Consider the following 16,463-nt stretch of genomic DNA (forward strand, 5'->3'; position numbering starts at 1 on the left):
TTAGTTAATTCCTTCTATCGTAACTTCTTTATTGATTTTAGCAACTAAACCTTGCAATACTTTTCCAGGACCTACTTCTACGAAATGCGTAGCTCCATCTTGAATCATCGCTTCCACACTTTGTGTCCATCTAACTGCACCTGTCAATTGTGCGATAAGATTTTCTTTAATTTCCTGTGGATCAGTCACCGCTTTTGCTACTACATTTTGATAAATTGGTGCGATAGGAGTGGAGAATGTTGCTTTGTGAATGGCTTCAGCCAATTCTTCTTTCGCTGGATTCATCAATGGAGAGTGGAATGCACCGCCCACTGGTAAAGGCAAAGCACGTTTTGCACCCGCTGCTTTCATTTTTTCACAAGCTATTTCGATACCTTTCGCACTACCGCTTATGACCAATTGACCAGGACAATTATAGTTGGCAGCAACTACGATTTCCCCGGATTCTTTTTCTATTTCTTTACAGATTTCTTCTACTTTATCATCCGCTAAAGCTAAAACTGCGGCCATAGTTGATGGTTGCAATTCACATGCTTTTTGCATAGCAGTTGCACGGATACTTACCAATTTCAAAGCATCTTCAAAAGTCAAAACCTTATTAGCCACCAACGCAGAAAATTCACCCAAAGAATGTCCTGCAACCATGTCAGGTTGTGGATTTTCCAAAGTTAAATAAGCAATTACAGAATGTAAAAACACCGCAGGTTGTGTAACCTTAGTTTGTTTCAAGTCCTCAGCAGTACCTGTAAACATGATATCACTGATACGAAAACCTAAAATTTCATTTGCTTTTTCAAATAGCTCTTTTGCAATCGCATTGTTGTCATACAACGCTTGTCCCATACCTGTGAACTGACTTCCTTGGCCAGGAAATACGTATGCTTTTTTACTCATTGTTCTTTTATTTTCGTCCTAAGAGTTTAGATACTCTAGACATTTTTCTATTTCTTTTAAATAAGAATCGATTCTTTTATTCAAATTGCTTTTTTCAGTTTCTGACCAATTGTTGGCACCGATATTAGCAACATCAATTTGTTGTTTCAATTTTTCATTTTCCTTTTTATGCAAAGCCAATTGTGTAGAAGTTTCGTGTAATTCTTCTTTCAAATTGGTATTTTCCTTTTGCAAACGCTTGTATCTCGTCAGCAAAGCTTGGAGCTTTTCCTCAATAATTTCTATTTGCGTATCTGTAGACATAAATGGGGATAAATGATGAATTATTTTCTGATTTCTGCGCCTAATTCTTTTTCAAAACCTTTGATTAAATGTTGGATCATTTTATCAATCTCCGCATCTGTCAAGGTTTTTTCCTGATCTTGGAAAGAGAAATTAATCGCGATGGATTTTTTATCCTTACCTATTTTTTCATTTTCAAAAATGTCAAACAAGCGGATATTTTCTAATTTATTCAAATTAGATTTTTTGATAACGGATTCAATGGCATCAAAACTTACACTACTATCCAAAACCATTGCCAAATCTCTAGAAACAGATGGGAATTTTGGAATTTCAGTATAAGTAATTTTTTGACTTTCTACAATTTGAACCAATGGTTCTAGTAAAATATCGATAAAATATACAGGCGCTTTGATATCAAAGTCTTTCAATTTCTTACTGCTAACACGTGTAATCGTGCCGACTTTCTTTTTATTCATTTCAAAAGAAAGACCGTAATCATTTTCTAGTCTTTTGTAAGAGATTTTTTGAATACCATTCAAAGTTGCAATCGCATTTACAATCCCTTTTGCATAGAAGAAATCCATCGCTTGACCTTTGGAAATCCAATCATCTTCTTGGGTTTTACCAGAAATGTATATAGCAATATGCTCGGTCTCGATGTAATTGCCGACTTCTTTTTTATAGTAAGATTTTCCCAATTCAAATAAGCGAAGATTGCTCATTTTTCTTTTAGAATTGTAGGCAATCACTTCCAAACCCGTTTCTAACATGGAAGGACGCATCACATCCAAATCAGCACTCAAACTATTCAACATTTTTACTGAATGTTCCAATGTTTCGTCGTTATAGTATTGACTATTGGTAATAGAATTGGTCAAGATCTCGTTGAAGCCTTCACCAGAAAGGTAATTAGCGACTTTTTCTTGAATATCTAATTTGCCCACCAATAGATCTACGGAAGGAGTGATGTGAATAGAAGCTGGAATACCTATATTATCCAAACCATCAATTCGGATGATTTCTTCGACGATATCCGCAGGCAAACTAATATCTGGTTTGTTAAATGGAACCGTCATAGTTACTGCCTCTTCCGTTTCACTCAATATGTCAAATCCTAATACATTTAAAATACGCGTTACCATTTGCGGAGCGTAATATTTACCACTCAATACTTTCAAATAGTTGTATTCTAATGTAACTTGTTGTTTTTCTTTTGGATTTGGGTAAATGTCCACAATATCCGAACTAACAACTGCTCCAGCCAACTCTTGCAATAATAAAACTGCGCGTTTCAATACGTTCACCGTATTGGAAATATCCACGCCCTTTTCAAAATGTGTCGCAGCAGCCGTACGTAGATTGTGCTCAACAGAAGTTTTACGTATGGTTGTAGGTTTGAAAAAAGCACTTTCTAAAAATACATTTTTCGTTCCGTCCGTAATCCCACTATGCAAACCACCGAATACACCCGCGATACATAATCCACCTTTTTGATCACAGATCATTAGATCATGTGCTTTTAAAGTTCTTTCTTTCTCATCTAAAGTGATGAATTTAGTTCCTTCCGGTAGATTTTTAACGATGATCTCGTGACCTTCAATTTTATCCAAATCAAAAGAATGCAATGGTTGACCATATTCTTCCAATATGAAATTAGTAATATCTACCACATTATTAATAGGTCGGATACCCACTGCTTTCAATCTATTTTGTAACCATTCTGGAGATTCTTTTACCGTAATGTTACTAAGTGAAATACCTGCATAACGTTGGCAATCTTCCGTATTTTCAATAGTCACTTTTACAGGTAAAGTATTTTCTCCTGTCTTAAAATCCGCAATAGAAGGTGTAATACAATGAATTTCTTTTCCTTGATGATGACTCAAATAAGCGCAAACATCTCTCGCGACACCGATGTGACTCATCGCATCCATACGATTGGCAGTCAAACCAATCTCATAAATTGTATCTGTGAAAATATTAAAATATTCAGATGCTGGCGTTCCTGGTTTGACATCATTAGGCAAAACCATAATACCATCATGATTATTTCCTAAACCAATCTCATCTTGAGCGCATATCATACCAAAACTTTCCACGCCACGAATTTTTGCTTTTTTCATGGTCAATGGATCTCCTTCCAATGGATAAATAGTTGCGCCGACAGTTGCCAAGATAATTTTTTGACCAGCAGCTACATTGGTAGCACCGCATACAACTTGTACAGGTTCTTCCTTGCCAATATTAACTGTTGTCACATGCAAATGATCCGAATTTTCATGATCTACACATGTCAAAACCTCTCCAACAACCAATCCTTCCAAGCCACCTTTAAGACTTTCAAAAGATTCCATTGCTTCTACTTCCAAGCCAATAGAAGTAAGTATTTTAGATAATTGCTCTTCTTCAATTTTTTCTGGTAAATAATCATTTAACCAGCTGTAGGAAATTGTCATCTCTTTTATTTATTTAATACCAGTTTTTATATTGGTAAAGTGGCTGCGAAATTAAGAAAAAAGATGCACAGGATAATTATAAGGTATCTAATTAAGGTAATGAGTATTTTTGCAGCCAATTTTAAGTTTTATGTTGAAGAATTTTAGCCGTAAATTATTTTGCTTTTCTTTTATATATATAGGTATCGTGACACAGTCGAATGCGCAGATTAAATTGGCAAAAAAAATATTGCATAAATATTTGACCAATGAAAGGGACAGCAGCAGAAAGCCCACTTTCATGCCACTTCCAATATTTTCTTATGCACAAGAGACTAGAACAGAATTGGGATTAATGGGTTTATATTCATTTTATACGGATAGAAATGATTCGATGAATCGTATTAGCACCTTAAGTGCAAGCGGTTCATTTACCCAAAATAGTCAGTATACTGGCAAATTAAGAGCAGATATTTGGACAAAAAATAATGATCTACACGTAGTATCTGAAATTCGTTACCGAGATTTTCCTTTCTATTATTATGGTATAGGTGCCAATACTTTAAAATCTGATCGTACGCTTTTGGATGAAAAAAGATTTCGCGCTTTTTTTAGTGTAGACAAAAAAGTAACCGGACATTATTATATAGGTGGTATTATTGATTTTGAAAATTACGACTATAAAGCGCATGATAATAATACAGGAGGAATATATCCTACACAAAATCTTGTAGGAAAAAATGGTGGTAAGATATTGACTTTAGGTATAGAAAATCTTATAGATACCAGAAATACTAATACTTATACCACCAAAGGGCAATATATCAATCTGGATGTCAACTGGGCACCTAATCTATTTGGAAAAGATAATTATCGTGGCGCACTTATAGATTTCGACTATAGATATTTCCATAGTTTCACTCCCAAGTTAGTGTTAGGATTAAATGGAAATTATAGTACACTTACAAGAAACAATGCACCGTTTTACCTGTTATCCACAATGGGTAATGACGAAATTATGCGTGGTTATTACAATGGACGTTATCGTGATAAGGCTTTTGCCGCAGCCCAATCAGAATTAAGATATCGGTTTGTTCCTAGATTTGGTGTAGTAGCATTTGCAGGTTTAGGAACCGTATATGGGCAAAGTAAATTAAGTACAGGAAATATTAAACCTAATTATGGCGGTGGACTACGTTACTTTTTTGATTTGGACAAAAATATGAGTGTCCGTATTGATTATGGTGTTGGACAAAGAGTAGCAGGCGAAAGTAGACAAGGCGGTTTTTATTTCTCCTTCGGGGAAGCATTTTAATAAATAATTGATATTCAAATAATTATGTTAAAAAGAGATATACTTACAAAGAATCTAGCCATTCTTGTGGATAAAGTACAACAAATCAATAATAAGATCATGGATGATCCAGGTGAAGCATTGAAAATGGTGGAAAATGTCGAAGACACATCTATTTTGGATCAACTTGCTCAAAAATCCGGGCAAATATTGTTAGTAGACGATCAAATGGTGAAGGCACAGATTGATTTAGCATTTGCAAAAGCCAATATTTTACAGAAACAAGGCAAAGAAGTGGAAGCAAAAGCACAATTTCAACAGGTTTATCAACATATGCAGTCTTTTCAGGAGATATTTCCCAAAAATTTTCCTTTCGATTTTTTTAGTAAAATGGCGATTATTAAAAATAACATTTAAAAATGTGGGTAAACTATCATCGTCTTTTCGTTAAAAACATGCTTTTTAACATAAATATGTTAATAACTCACTTTGATGGTGCAAAACCCCAATATTTTCAAAAATTATTGTGAAGAAAAATAGAATAAGTACGATGAAATTCCTTGCAAATACCAAAGTCAACAATTTCAACACGAATTATCCATTGTTAATTCACAGTCAATTTTTGTTAATATTAAATTAACCCACAGAAATTAGCCTGTGTATTAAAATTTGTGAATAACGCTCTGAAATTGCTAATTTTATATTGTAAATGATATTGCGTGTAATTGTTAATAAATGTGGATAAACTCAAAGTAATTAACTTCCATCATTGTGGATAATCAAGTTATCCCGAAATCCACACTCCTAATAGTAATAAGGTTTTTATATAAATAAAGAAATAATATAAATATTACGGTAGATATGAACATTGATATAGCGTTGGAAAAGATTGAAGAAAAAGGATATTTGGATGTAGCCATAGATCCAACTTTGGATCTGTTTGAAGAAATTCAAAAATTGAAAAAGGAAAAGAATGCAGTTTTGTTAGCACATTATTATCAAGATGCGGATATACAAGATGTAGCAGATTATATTGGGGATAGTTTGGGGCTTGCACAACAGGCTGCACAGACAGATGCAGATATGATTGTATTTGCTGGTGTACATTTCATGGCGGAAACTGCCAAGATCTTAAATCCAACTAAGAAAGTGTTGCTGCCTGATTTGAATGCTGGTTGCTCGCTTGCAGATAGCGCCCCTGCAGATGCTTTTAGAGCTTTCAAAGCAAAGTACCCTGATCATATCGTTGTTTCTTATGTGAATTGTACAGCTGAAATCAAAGCATTGAGTGATATTATCTGTACAAGTGGTAATGTGGAAAAGATCATTGAAAGTATCCCAATGGATCAACCTATCATATTTGCACCGGACAAAAATCTAGGTGCTTATGTAAATAAGGTTACGGGCCGCAATATGGTTCTTTGGAACGGATCCTGTATGGTTCATGAGATTTTTAGTTTGGAGAAGATTTTGCGCCTTAAAACGCAGCATCCAAAGGCAAAAGTATTGGCACATCCTGAATGCGAACAAGCTGTTTTGGATGTAGCAGATTATGTTGGAAGTACAACAGGTATTTTGAATTTTGCAAAAAAGGATGATGCACGAGAATATATTGTTGTCACGGAGACTGGTATTTTACATCAAATGATGAAGGATAACCCAAATAAGACCTTTATTCCTGCACCACCTAATAATGGCTGCGCATGTAACGATTGTCCTCATATGAAGCTTAATACGCTCGAGAAGCTATATTTATGCATGAAGTATGAACAACCTGAATTACTTATGGACGAACAATTGCGTATAGAGGCTAAAAAACCAATTGATCGGATGCTTGAAATAAGCAGAAAAGCAGGATTAATTAAATAATGAATTGTAGTAAAATACTTTATGAATTAAAATCTATTGTTTGATCTGAGCCATTTTCATTAAATGGATCATTATAAATTCTATTTTTTTGTTCTAAGTATTTTTTACTTGTATTTTCTATGTATTGACCTAATTGTAGATCATTCATATATATGAGTGAAAAATAATTGGGTCTATATTCTTTCATGTATATCTGTCTGTCTGTATCACTTAGATTTGTCAATTGTCTTACTAAGGAAATCGTAAATCTATGACTTACATAGTTATATTGTTCGTCCTCAATAATTCTTCTGCGGTACATTTCTTGTCTTTTGTTGTATGCAAATTTGAATGAATTGATTAATGCATCAACATCTACGCCTACACCAAATGTACCAGGTGCAGCTTGAGATAATCTGAATCCACCTTTATCTGGATTAAATATTTTAGCATATTCTTGCCTATTTCTTATAGAATCTAATCTATAACTATTTGCTTGAACAGTCACAGGAGATAACCAATGTTTATCATCAGGAAGAGGAGAAGTTGCTTTTAGACTTACATTGAATTGATATGTATATTTAACTATACTGGATGCGTATTTTAAGGTGTTTCTACCTTTATAATTAAACCAAAGGCTATCTTTTGGAAGTAATGTAATTATATAATTACCTACTGAATCAGTGTAAGTAACATGACCAGAATTTGTTTCCACTTTTACATTTGGTATAGGTTTGTAATGCGTCTCGTCATACACAGTACCTGCAATTGCTGTTCCTCTTTGAGCTTTGGCAATCATTATGCTAGACAAAAAGACTACAGGAATTAATATAAGTTGATTCAGGTTTAATTTATAATTCAATGTAAGCACTGTTTTAAAATTGTAATATTACATTACTATTTTGATCTTTGTTGATAAAAAATGTTTAAAAGATTAAACTATAATTATAGTTTAATCTTTTAATAACAATTTGTTTTATAAAATAATTATCTTCCCATGTAGACCATTAATATTTGGATGTCACTTGGGTTGACACCGCTTATTCTACTAGCTTGTCCAAGTGTTGCAGGTTTGATTTGATTTAGTTTGAGCATGGATTCTTTTCTTAATGCTGGAATATTTTCATAATTGAAATTTTCTGGTATTTTAAGATTTTCCATTTGACTCATTCTTATAACTAATTCTTCTTCTTTTTCAATATATTTTTCATATTTGATTTGAATTTCTGCTTGTTCAATAGTTTCAGAATTATATTGTGCAGTTTCTTCTTTGAGTACTTTTACGGACTCTAAAATAGGTTGTATAGCTACATCAGGTCGCAACAATATCTTAGCTGCTCTTTGCTTTTCTGTAATAGAAGCGGAAGAAATATCTGTTAAATAAGGATTGATTTCATCAGGAAGTACATTTGTTTCTTTCATTGCATATATGATCTGTTGTACATCTTGATTTTTCTTTTCTACTTTTTTCATTCTATCTTCTTTCGCTAAACCTAACTCAAAACTCTTAGGAGTCAAACGGAGGTCTGCATTATCTTGTCTCAAAAGTGTCCTATATTCTGCACGGCTTGTAAACATACGATATGGTTCTTTGGTTCCTTTATTTACTAGATCATCAATCAATACACCGATATAAGCTTCATTTCTTTTTAGGATAAATGGATCGTTTTCATGTATCTTTTGGTGTGCATTGATTCCTGCCATTAAACCTTGACAAGCAGCTTCTTCATATCCAGTGGTGCCATTGATCTGTCCTGCAAAAAATAAATTAGAAATTAATTTAGTTTCCAATGTAAGTTTCAATTGTGTAGGAGGGAAGAAGTCATATTCAATTGCATAACCTGGACGAAAGATCTTTGCATTTTCAAATCCTTTTATTTGACGTAATGCTTTAATCTGTACATCTTCAGGAAGTGAAGTAGAAAAACCATTTACATAAATCTCGCAAGTATGAAAACCTTCTGGTTCTACAAATATTTGATGTCTATCCTTATCAGCAAATCGATTTATTTTATCTTCAATACTTGGACAATATCTCGGACCTACGCCTTCAATTCTTCCTGTGTACATTGGACTTCTATCAAATCCGGTTTTAAGTATTTCATGTACATTGGTATTGGTATAAGTAATATGGCAACTTCTTTGTTGTTCTGCATTGATTTTTTTTACATCCATGTAAGAGAAACCTGAAATGTATTCATCTCCTTTTTGCTCTTCCATTAGATCATAATTTAAACTTCTGCCATCTACTCTTGGAGGTGTACCTGTTTTTAAACGATCGCTTTCCATACCATAGGCAACTAATTGTTCGGTTATACCAGTAGCACCTTTCTCAGCTATTCTACCACCTTTCAATTGTTTTTCACCTATATGAATAACTCCATTTAGAAATGTGCCACTTGTAATAACCACAGATTTGGATCTAATCTCATGACCAAGACTTGTCTTTACACCGCATGCTTTTCCATTTTCTATGATTATTTCAGTTACCATATCTTGATAAAAATCTAGATTGGGAGTTTGTTCTAGCATTTCTCTCCATGTAGCTGCGAATAACATTCTATCACTTTGTGCTCTTGGGCTCCACATTGCCGGACCTTTACTTCTATTAAGCATTCTAAATTGTAATAGACTTTTATCTGTTACAATTCCGCTATATCCACCCAATGCATCTATTTCTCTTACTATCTGACCTTTTGCAATTCCACCCATCGCAGGATTACAACTCATCTGTGCTAATACTTGGAGATTCATTGTAATTAATAAAACCTTATCTCCTAAATTAGCTGCCGCTGCCGCTGCCTCACATCCTGCATGTCCTGCTCCTGCTACAATTACATCGTATTCTGCAAACATTGTATAACTTAATTTATGGGTGCAAAGTTACTATTGTTATTTAAAGAAAGGGTTAATTATTTTATGTTCCACGTGGAACATAAAATAATTAACCCTTGAAATGAATTTTAAAATAAGTAAAATGTTCCACGTGGAACATTTTACTTATTTAGATGGTATTGTATATAAAAGTCTTCTTTTAGACGCATAAGTTTCTCATCTACTTCTTTTTTATCTAAATAACCACATAAGTGTAATGCACCGTGAAATATAACACGTAATTTCTCATTAAATAATGGTTGATGTAATTTTTTGGCGTTATCGATGATTCTATCAATACTAATATATATTTCGCCTATTGTTTCCTTGCTATCTTCATTACTTAAGTCAAATGTTACTATATCTGTATAGAAGTCGTGTTGTAAATAGGTTTTATTTATTTCAAGTAAATAATCATCTGAACAAAATATATAATCTATTCTTTCAAGTGGTTTATTTTCATTTTGAAATATATATTCAATGGATTGATGTATAGATTTCTTTTCTTTTATAGATAGATTACGGTCAGCGTAATGGAAGAATACTTTTTGCATGAGTGATGATTGTTTTAATAGTGTCAAAATTCGTAAATCCGGAGGAATAACAAAATTTTAAATAAGTATTTAGGTATCTTTGGTGTTCATTATTAATAAGTTATATGAAGAAGCTATCAGAATTAAAAGTAGGTCAAATAGCAGTAATAAAGGAATTTTGTAATGATGAGACTTTTATTAAATTAATGGAAATGGGTTGTGTTCCAGGAGAATTGGTTAAGTTAGAACAAATTGCACCTTTAGGTGATCCAATTTCTATTATAGTTGTTGGTTATAATCTAAGTTTGAGATTGTCTGAGGCAGATGATATATTGGTAGAATTGGTAGAGTCTGATGTTGTTTTAAATAAGAAATAAAGATTGAAATGAAAATTGGTTTATATTTCGGTTCATTTAATCCTATTCATAATGGCCATCTAATAATTGCACAGCACGTTTTAAATAACTCAGATTTGGATCAAATATGGTTTGTGGTTTCTCCACAGAATCCTTTTAAACCTTCCAAAACCTTATTGAATGAATATGATAGATTAAATTTAGTAGAAATTGCTATTGCTGATAATAATAGATTTAAAACCTCTGATATTGAATTTAAGCTACCAAAACCTTCCTATACGATCGATTCAATTACTTATCTAAGAGAAAAATACCCTAATAATAAATTTACGATTATAGTAGGAGGGGATAGTTATCAGAATATAGGTAAATGGAAAAATAGTGAATTACTTCTATCTCAGAATGATATTATCGTATATGCTCGACCTGGATTTGAATTAAATCTAAAAGCTGTAAGAGAGAATATTACCTTTTTAACAGAAGTGCCTCTGTTAAATATATCAGCAACCTATATCCGTTCTTGTATTATTCATAAACAATCTATCCAATATTTAACACCAGATAATGTTATAAAGGAGATTGAAAAAAATGGATATTTTGAAAGAATAAACCTAGAAAAATAAAGATGTTGATTATTCTGTATTTAAAGGGCTAATTAATTACATTTGCCTAATATTAAATTGTAATTTTTTAACTTTTTTCTTAGATTTTATTTAAGATATTGTACGAGAATTTAACGCATAAATAAAAAATAGAATTCTTCCCCGAATGAAAAAATCGTTTTTAGTAATTATTACTTCCTTATTTGTTACAGTTTTTACTGCCAAAACTGTCCATGCTCAAGACAATAATCCGGATTCTGCAACGATAGTAAATGAAGCTTTGAAAGAAAGTGCTCAAGAACGTCAAATTCAGGATAAAGAAAATGAAAAACCTAAACCAAATAGGTTTTCTAAATTTGATCTTTCTAAAAGACCACATGATCATTTAATTATTGGTTTTGGTATTGCTGGTCTTTCTGGTACAAATGATACTACTTCAACTCATGGATTTTCTAGACAATTTGAAATTGAAATGATGTTTGATAAGCCAATTAGAACCAACCCACATCTAAGTGTAGGTTACGGATTAGGATTAATGAGTACCAATTTGTTTTTTAGTAATAAGTATATAGATCTTGCTACATCTACTAATAGTGTTGATTTTAGTACAACGAAAAAATTCAATAAATTTAAATTGGTATTGAATTATATAGAAATTCCAGTTGAATTTAGATATGCTAAAAATATTGAACAACCTCAAAAGGGTTTTAAATTTGCTATCGGAATTAAAGCTGGGTATTTGATGAGTGCATATTCTAAGGGAAAAAATGAAATTAACAGTTCTGGAGCTTCCTTATACGGTACTGGATATGTTGAAAAACAAAGAAATTCTAGATTTTTTAATTCCACTATGTTATCTGGAACTGCTAGAGTAGGATTTGGAGCTTTTTCCATATTCGGAAATTATTCTGTTTTAAGTATGTTTAAATCAGCTGCTGGACCGACTTTACGTCCATATTCAATTGGTTTTGCAGTAAGTGGTTTGTAAATTGAATAAAATTTCTTAAATTTATATAAATAGACAATGTTGTTAAAAACAATATTGTCTATTTTAATTTTTAAAATAGTTCAGATTGATAGATAAAAAGTCAAAAATAAAATTAGAGGAGCAGGCTGTATTAGTTGGTTTAATGCAGCAAGGGCAACGCGAAGAGCAAATGAATGAATTTTTGGATGAATTGGCCTTTCTTGCTGAAACTGCTGGAGCAACTGCAGTGAAAAGATTTTACCAAAAAATGGAGAGACCAGATAGTAGAACTTTTGTAGGAAGTGGAAAACTATTAGAAATCAAAGATTATGTAAAATCAAAAGAAATTGATTTAGTCATATTTGACGATGAATTAACTGGTGCACAACTAAATAATATATCCAAAGAATTGCAAGTTAGAGTTATTGATAGAAGTGACTTAATCCTTGATATTTTCGCAAGTAGAGCTAGAACTGCACAAGCCAGAGTACAAGTGGAGCTGGCTCAATACCAATATATATTACCAAAATTGAGAGGTATGTGGACACACTTGGAAAGACAAGGCGGTGGCATTGGTTCTCGTGGTCCAGGAGAAACAGAAATAGAAACGGATCGTCGTATCGTTAAGGATAAGATTTCATTTCTCCGCGGTAAATTAAAAGAAATTGATAAGCAAGCTTTTACACAAAGAAAGGAGCGGGGTGAATTTATAAGAGTTTCCTTAGTTGGATATACTAATGTGGGGAAAAGTACAATTATGAATTTACTGAGTAAGAGTGATGTATTTTCTGAGAATAAATTGTTTGCAACTTTGGATACAACTACTAGAAAATTAGTATTTGAAACAACTCCATTTCTTTTGAGCGATACAGTGGGATTTATACGAAAATTACCGCACCATTTGGTGGAAAGTTTTAAAAGTACTTTGGATGAAGTGAGAGAGGCAGATATATTGCTTCATGTTGTCGATATTTCCCATCCTCAGCACGAAGAGCAGATCGCCGTGGTAAATAAGACTTTACAAGATTTAAAAGCTTTTGATAAGCCTATTATTACTGTTTTTAATAAGATGGATCTCTATGCAGATAGATATTTTGATCAATGGTTGTCTGACGATGTAAAGTCTCAATTAAAGCAGGAACTGTATCAAAAATGGGAGAATATCACTGAGGGTAATAGTATATTCATATCAGCTGTAGAAAGGGAAAATATAGACCATTTAAGAGATAAAATTTTAAATAAGGTAAAAGATTTATACAAAGTTAGATATCCCTATAAAACGCATTATTTTTAATGAAATATATGGAATCCGAATTGGAATGGTTGAAGGTTTCTGACAGTATATTCGACGAAAATGTTATTAAAAATATAAAATTAAATAATAATGTAATATCTATTGTGTTTAATAACAATAGATTATATGCATTTCAATCGAAATGTCCACATTCTGGAGCTAAATTTTCTGAAGGATTTTTAGATAAAAATAATTGTCTAGTTTGTCCTTTACATAAATTCAAATTTAAACTCACAAACGGTTTAAACGTGACAGGAGAGGGTTATCGACTAAAAGTATATCCTACCAAATTAGAAAATAGTATTTGGTTTGTAGGCATAAAAAAAGAGAATCAAATTTGATTCTCTTTTTTTAAATAATTTTTTGAATATTAATTATTTAACATCAATGGCATTACCAACATCAATAAATCTTCTTCTGCTGGTTGTTCGGATGGTTTTAAAATTCCAGCTTTTGTAGATGTAGATAATTCTATTTTCACATCATCTGTGTCAGCAGCATTCAACATTTCAATTAAGAATTTAGCGTTGAAAGCTATTTTTAAATCTTGTCCATCATAGCTACAAGACATTCTTTCATTACCTTCAAAACTAAAATCGATATCTTGAGCCATTAATTGTAATTGATTTCCTGTAATACTTAAAGCAACTTGATTGGTACTTTTGTTACTAAAAACACTTACGCGTCTTAATGCACTTTGGAAGGTAGCTTTGTTTACAGTTAATGTATATGGGTTATCTGTAGGTATTACTACTTTATAATCTGGGAAACGAGCATCAATTAATCTACAAATTAATTGTTTAGCCCCATTTTTCACAAATAAATGATTGGAATTGTAGGTAATCTCTAAGATATCCTCATTATCAGGCATTACATTTTTCAAAATGTTCAGCGGTTTTCTTGGAACGATAAAACTAGCAGCAACACCAGGTTTAACATCTGTTCTTTTGAACCTTACTAATCTATGAGCATCCGTGGCGATAAATTGAATTGATTCTTCTGTTAATTCGAAGAAAACACCAGTCATTGCTGGACGTAAATCATCTGTACTTACGGCGAAAATTGTTTTATTAATTGCTGTAACCAATGAAGAACTAGTCATACTAAATGTAGTCGTATCATCGGCTTCTGGTTCCTTCGGAAAATTATCTGGATTTTCACCTAAGATTTTATATTTACCATTGTCACTAGTGATTTCAATTGCATAATTGCTATCAATCGTAAATGTCAATGGTTGATCAGGCAAGTTTTTAAGAGAATCGATCAAGATCTTCGCTGGTATACATATTTTTCCATTCTCAGCACTTTCTACATCCAATTGTATACGCATAACTGTTTCAAGATCAGTAGCTAGTACATTTAATTTTTTATCATTTATATCAAATAAAAAATCTTCCAATATAGGTAAAACTGTATTGGTACTGATAACTCCCTGAACTTGTTGCAGATGTTTCAGAAGGGAAGAAGAAGAAACAATAAATTTCATATCACTTACTTAATAAATTATATTGCTGCAATTTTACAAAAATTAACTAAGTTTTCGATAGATTATAGTAATTTAAATAAAATAAATCTGCATTATCTTGCCAAAAATTTAATTATCACTTGCAAAATAGACTCACACCAGCACTTGCTTTCGAAAAAATCAAATATTTCTGCGCTTATCAGGAGAGAAGTCATCATGAAGTAAAGGATAAATTATACAAATACGGTATTTATAGCGACGATATTGATCAAATTATAGCTACACTTATTGAAGAAAATTATCTTAATGAAGAGCGATTTGCAACGAGTTATGTACGTGGAAAATTTAAAATGAAACATTGGGGTAAGATAAAAATAACGCAAGGATTAAAAGTAAAAAGAATCAGTTCGTATAATATAAAAATTGGTTTACTGGAAATTGAAGAAGATGAATACCTAGATGTTGCTTACAAATTGACAGAAGGGAAGTGGTTACAATTAAAGGATGAACAATATATCAATAGACAGGCAAAAGTAATTAGATACATGCTTCAAAAAGGATTTGAGTTACATCTAATAACAGATTGTATTAAAAGAATCAGGGAATAGAATGAAAGATTGGAAAAAGATTATTTTATGTGGAGCTATTCTGTCAATTGGTTTTTTAAATAAAACGCAAGGACAAAAACTACATAATAAAGCCATAGGTATTAATTCCGAAAACGATAGCTATATGCTGATGGGAAAAGATGGATATTATACAAATGGACTGACTTTATACTATGGCTGGGCATCAAAAGATGTGAACAAAACAAATATTCGTCAGATTTCATTTGGGCAATATATGTATAATGCAAAAAATGGCAGTTATAAAGAATTGAATGAATTAGATCGACCGATCACTGCGTATTTATTTGTAAGATATAATCAAACCCATTTTGTAAATAAAAATGTACTGCGATGGGGAGTTGATATAGGAACTATTGGTCCCAATGCTCTGGGGAAACCAGTACAACAATTTATACATAGCACACTAGGCATGTATAAGCCTCAAGAGTGGCCATATCAATTGAGAAATGCTTTAGCTATCAATTCCAATATTGAATATGCTTCACTATTAATTGCACACAAAAATCTCGTTTTCCAACCAGTATTTAATGCCAATCTCGGAATGACTTATACGGATCTAAGCGCATCGGCTTTATTACAATTAGGAAGAATATTGGAAAATTCTAAAAGCATTTTTTGGGATGCTGACCTTAATAAAACTACCAAGGATGATAATGAAAGCTTTTTTTTCATACAACCAGAAGTCAAATATCAAATTTATAATGCAACAGTCCAAGGTGGTCTTTTTAATAATCAATCAGAAACATTCACTGCACCTTTAAATAGAATACTTTTTCAACCAAAAATGGGTTGGTTTATTTCAACAAAAAAAATGGGCTGGAAATTCTACACACAATATCAAAGTAAAGTTGCTAAAACGCAAATTCAGAATCAAATTTTCGGAGGAGTGGAGATAAAGTTAAAATTTTAATAAGTTTTTATTTTTTGTTTACATATTGTTAACATATATTTGTCTGGAGAATTAGGACTATATGCTAAAAAATAACT

The 16,463-nt window shown here is 32.2% G+C and carries 17 protein-coding genes; 10 read left to right on the top strand and 7 right to left on the bottom strand.

Features of this window, described 5'->3' with window-relative positions; translation table 11 throughout:
• From fabD to pheT, 3 genes are read right to left on the bottom strand one after another with little or no spacing between them, the layout of a single operon-like run.
• Nucleotides 1-894, bottom strand: a complete 894-nt coding sequence (fabD, locus tag E0W69_RS17470) for an ACP S-malonyltransferase (protein WP_131331346.1) — start codon at nucleotides 892-894, stop codon at nucleotides 1-3.
• An 18-nt stretch (nucleotides 895-912) separates the two neighbouring features.
• Nucleotides 913-1,197, bottom strand: coding sequence for a hypothetical protein (locus E0W69_RS17475; protein ID WP_131331347.1), 285 nt, complete (start codon nucleotides 1,195-1,197; stop codon nucleotides 913-915).
• 20 nt (nucleotides 1,198-1,217) lie between these two features.
• Nucleotides 1,218-3,635 carry a phenylalanine--tRNA ligase subunit beta gene (gene pheT, locus E0W69_RS17480; RefSeq protein ID WP_131331348.1) on the bottom strand — a complete coding sequence of 806 codons (2,418 nt, stop codon included), beginning with the start codon at nucleotides 3,633-3,635 and terminating at the stop codon, nucleotides 1,218-1,220.
• A 130-nt stretch (nucleotides 3,636-3,765) separates the two neighbouring features.
• On the opposite strand from pheT, the gene E0W69_RS17485 reads away from it, so the two are divergent.
• The 3 genes from E0W69_RS17485 (at nucleotide 3,766) to nadA (ending at nucleotide 6,777) form a co-directional block, all read left to right on the top strand.
• Complete coding sequence (locus E0W69_RS17485; protein ID WP_131331349.1) at nucleotides 3,766-4,929, top strand: BamA/TamA family outer membrane protein; 1,164 nt, start codon at nucleotides 3,766-3,768, stop codon at nucleotides 4,927-4,929.
• A 24-nt stretch (nucleotides 4,930-4,953) separates the two neighbouring features.
• Nucleotides 4,954-5,325: a hypothetical protein gene (locus tag E0W69_RS17490; protein ID WP_131331350.1), complete on the top strand. Its 372-nt coding sequence runs from the start codon at nucleotides 4,954-4,956 to the stop codon at nucleotides 5,323-5,325.
• A gap of 444 nt (nucleotides 5,326-5,769) precedes the next feature.
• A complete protein-coding gene (nadA, locus tag E0W69_RS17495; protein WP_131331351.1) occupies nucleotides 5,770-6,777 on the top strand; it encodes a quinolinate synthase NadA in 1,008 nt (335 codons plus the stop codon).
• A gap of 19 nt (nucleotides 6,778-6,796) precedes the next feature.
• Here nadA and E0W69_RS17500 read toward each other — a convergent pair whose 3' ends face one another.
• The 3 genes from E0W69_RS17500 to ybeY all read right to left on the bottom strand — a co-directional run bounded on the left by E0W69_RS17500 (nucleotide 6,797) and on the right by ybeY (nucleotide 10,184).
• Nucleotides 6,797-7,618: a carboxypeptidase-like regulatory domain-containing protein gene (locus E0W69_RS17500; RefSeq protein ID WP_131331352.1), complete on the bottom strand. Its 822-nt coding sequence runs from the start codon at nucleotides 7,616-7,618 to the stop codon at nucleotides 6,797-6,799.
• Nucleotides 7,619-7,743: 125 nt separating this feature from the next.
• Complete coding sequence (mnmG, locus tag E0W69_RS17505) at nucleotides 7,744-9,612, bottom strand: tRNA uridine-5-carboxymethylaminomethyl(34) synthesis enzyme MnmG (protein WP_131331353.1); 1,869 nt, start codon at nucleotides 9,610-9,612, stop codon at nucleotides 7,744-7,746.
• 140 nt (nucleotides 9,613-9,752) lie between these two features.
• On the bottom strand, nucleotides 9,753-10,184 hold the full coding sequence (gene ybeY / locus E0W69_RS17510; protein WP_131331354.1) for an rRNA maturation RNase YbeY: 432 nt from the start codon (nucleotides 10,182-10,184) through the stop codon (nucleotides 9,753-9,755).
• A gap of 104 nt (nucleotides 10,185-10,288) precedes the next feature.
• Here ybeY and E0W69_RS17515 point away from each other — a divergent pair, with 104 nt between their 5' ends.
• The 5 genes from E0W69_RS17515 to E0W69_RS17535 all read left to right on the top strand — a co-directional run bounded on the left by E0W69_RS17515 (nucleotide 10,289) and on the right by E0W69_RS17535 (nucleotide 13,723).
• Complete coding sequence (locus E0W69_RS17515; protein ID WP_131331355.1) at nucleotides 10,289-10,540, top strand: FeoA family protein; 252 nt, start codon at nucleotides 10,289-10,291, stop codon at nucleotides 10,538-10,540.
• An 8-nt stretch (nucleotides 10,541-10,548) separates the two neighbouring features.
• The gene (gene nadD / locus E0W69_RS17520) at nucleotides 10,549-11,142 is read left to right on the top strand and encodes a nicotinate (nicotinamide) nucleotide adenylyltransferase (protein ID WP_131331356.1); all 594 of its coding nucleotides are present in this window, start codon (nucleotides 10,549-10,551) and stop codon (nucleotides 11,140-11,142) included.
• 145 nt (nucleotides 11,143-11,287) lie between these two features.
• Nucleotides 11,288-12,109 carry an outer membrane beta-barrel protein gene (locus tag E0W69_RS17525; RefSeq protein WP_131331357.1) on the top strand — a complete coding sequence of 274 codons (822 nt, stop codon included), beginning with the start codon at nucleotides 11,288-11,290 and terminating at the stop codon, nucleotides 12,107-12,109.
• A gap of 85 nt (nucleotides 12,110-12,194) precedes the next feature.
• The gene (gene hflX, locus E0W69_RS17530; RefSeq protein WP_131331358.1) at nucleotides 12,195-13,382 is read left to right on the top strand and encodes a GTPase HflX; all 1,188 of its coding nucleotides are present in this window, start codon (nucleotides 12,195-12,197) and stop codon (nucleotides 13,380-13,382) included.
• Nucleotides 13,382-13,723 carry a Rieske (2Fe-2S) protein gene (locus tag E0W69_RS17535; RefSeq protein WP_131331359.1) on the top strand — a complete coding sequence of 114 codons (342 nt, stop codon included), beginning with the start codon at nucleotides 13,382-13,384 and terminating at the stop codon, nucleotides 13,721-13,723. Before hflX ends, E0W69_RS17535 begins: the two co-directional genes overlap by 1 nt.
• Nucleotides 13,724-13,752: 29 nt before the next feature.
• On the opposite strand, the gene dnaN is transcribed toward E0W69_RS17535, so the two are convergent.
• Nucleotides 13,753-14,868, bottom strand: a complete 1,116-nt coding sequence (dnaN, locus tag E0W69_RS17540) for a DNA polymerase III subunit beta (RefSeq protein WP_131331360.1) — start codon at nucleotides 14,866-14,868, stop codon at nucleotides 13,753-13,755.
• A gap of 119 nt (nucleotides 14,869-14,987) precedes the next feature.
• Here dnaN and E0W69_RS17545 point away from each other — a divergent pair, with 119 nt between their 5' ends.
• Nucleotides 14,988-15,455: a regulatory protein RecX gene (locus E0W69_RS17545; protein ID WP_131331361.1), complete on the top strand. Its 468-nt coding sequence runs from the start codon at nucleotides 14,988-14,990 to the stop codon at nucleotides 15,453-15,455.
• 1 nt (nucleotide 15,456) lies between these two features.
• Nucleotides 15,457-16,386, top strand: a complete 930-nt coding sequence (locus E0W69_RS17550; protein ID WP_131331362.1) for a lipid A deacylase LpxR family protein — start codon at nucleotides 15,457-15,459, stop codon at nucleotides 16,384-16,386.
• Nucleotides 16,387-16,463 lie beyond the last annotated feature (77 nt).

The organism is Rhizosphaericola mali (assembly GCF_004337365.2).
GTDB classification, from domain to species: domain Bacteria; phylum Bacteroidota; class Bacteroidia; order Chitinophagales; family Chitinophagaceae; genus Rhizosphaericola; species Rhizosphaericola mali.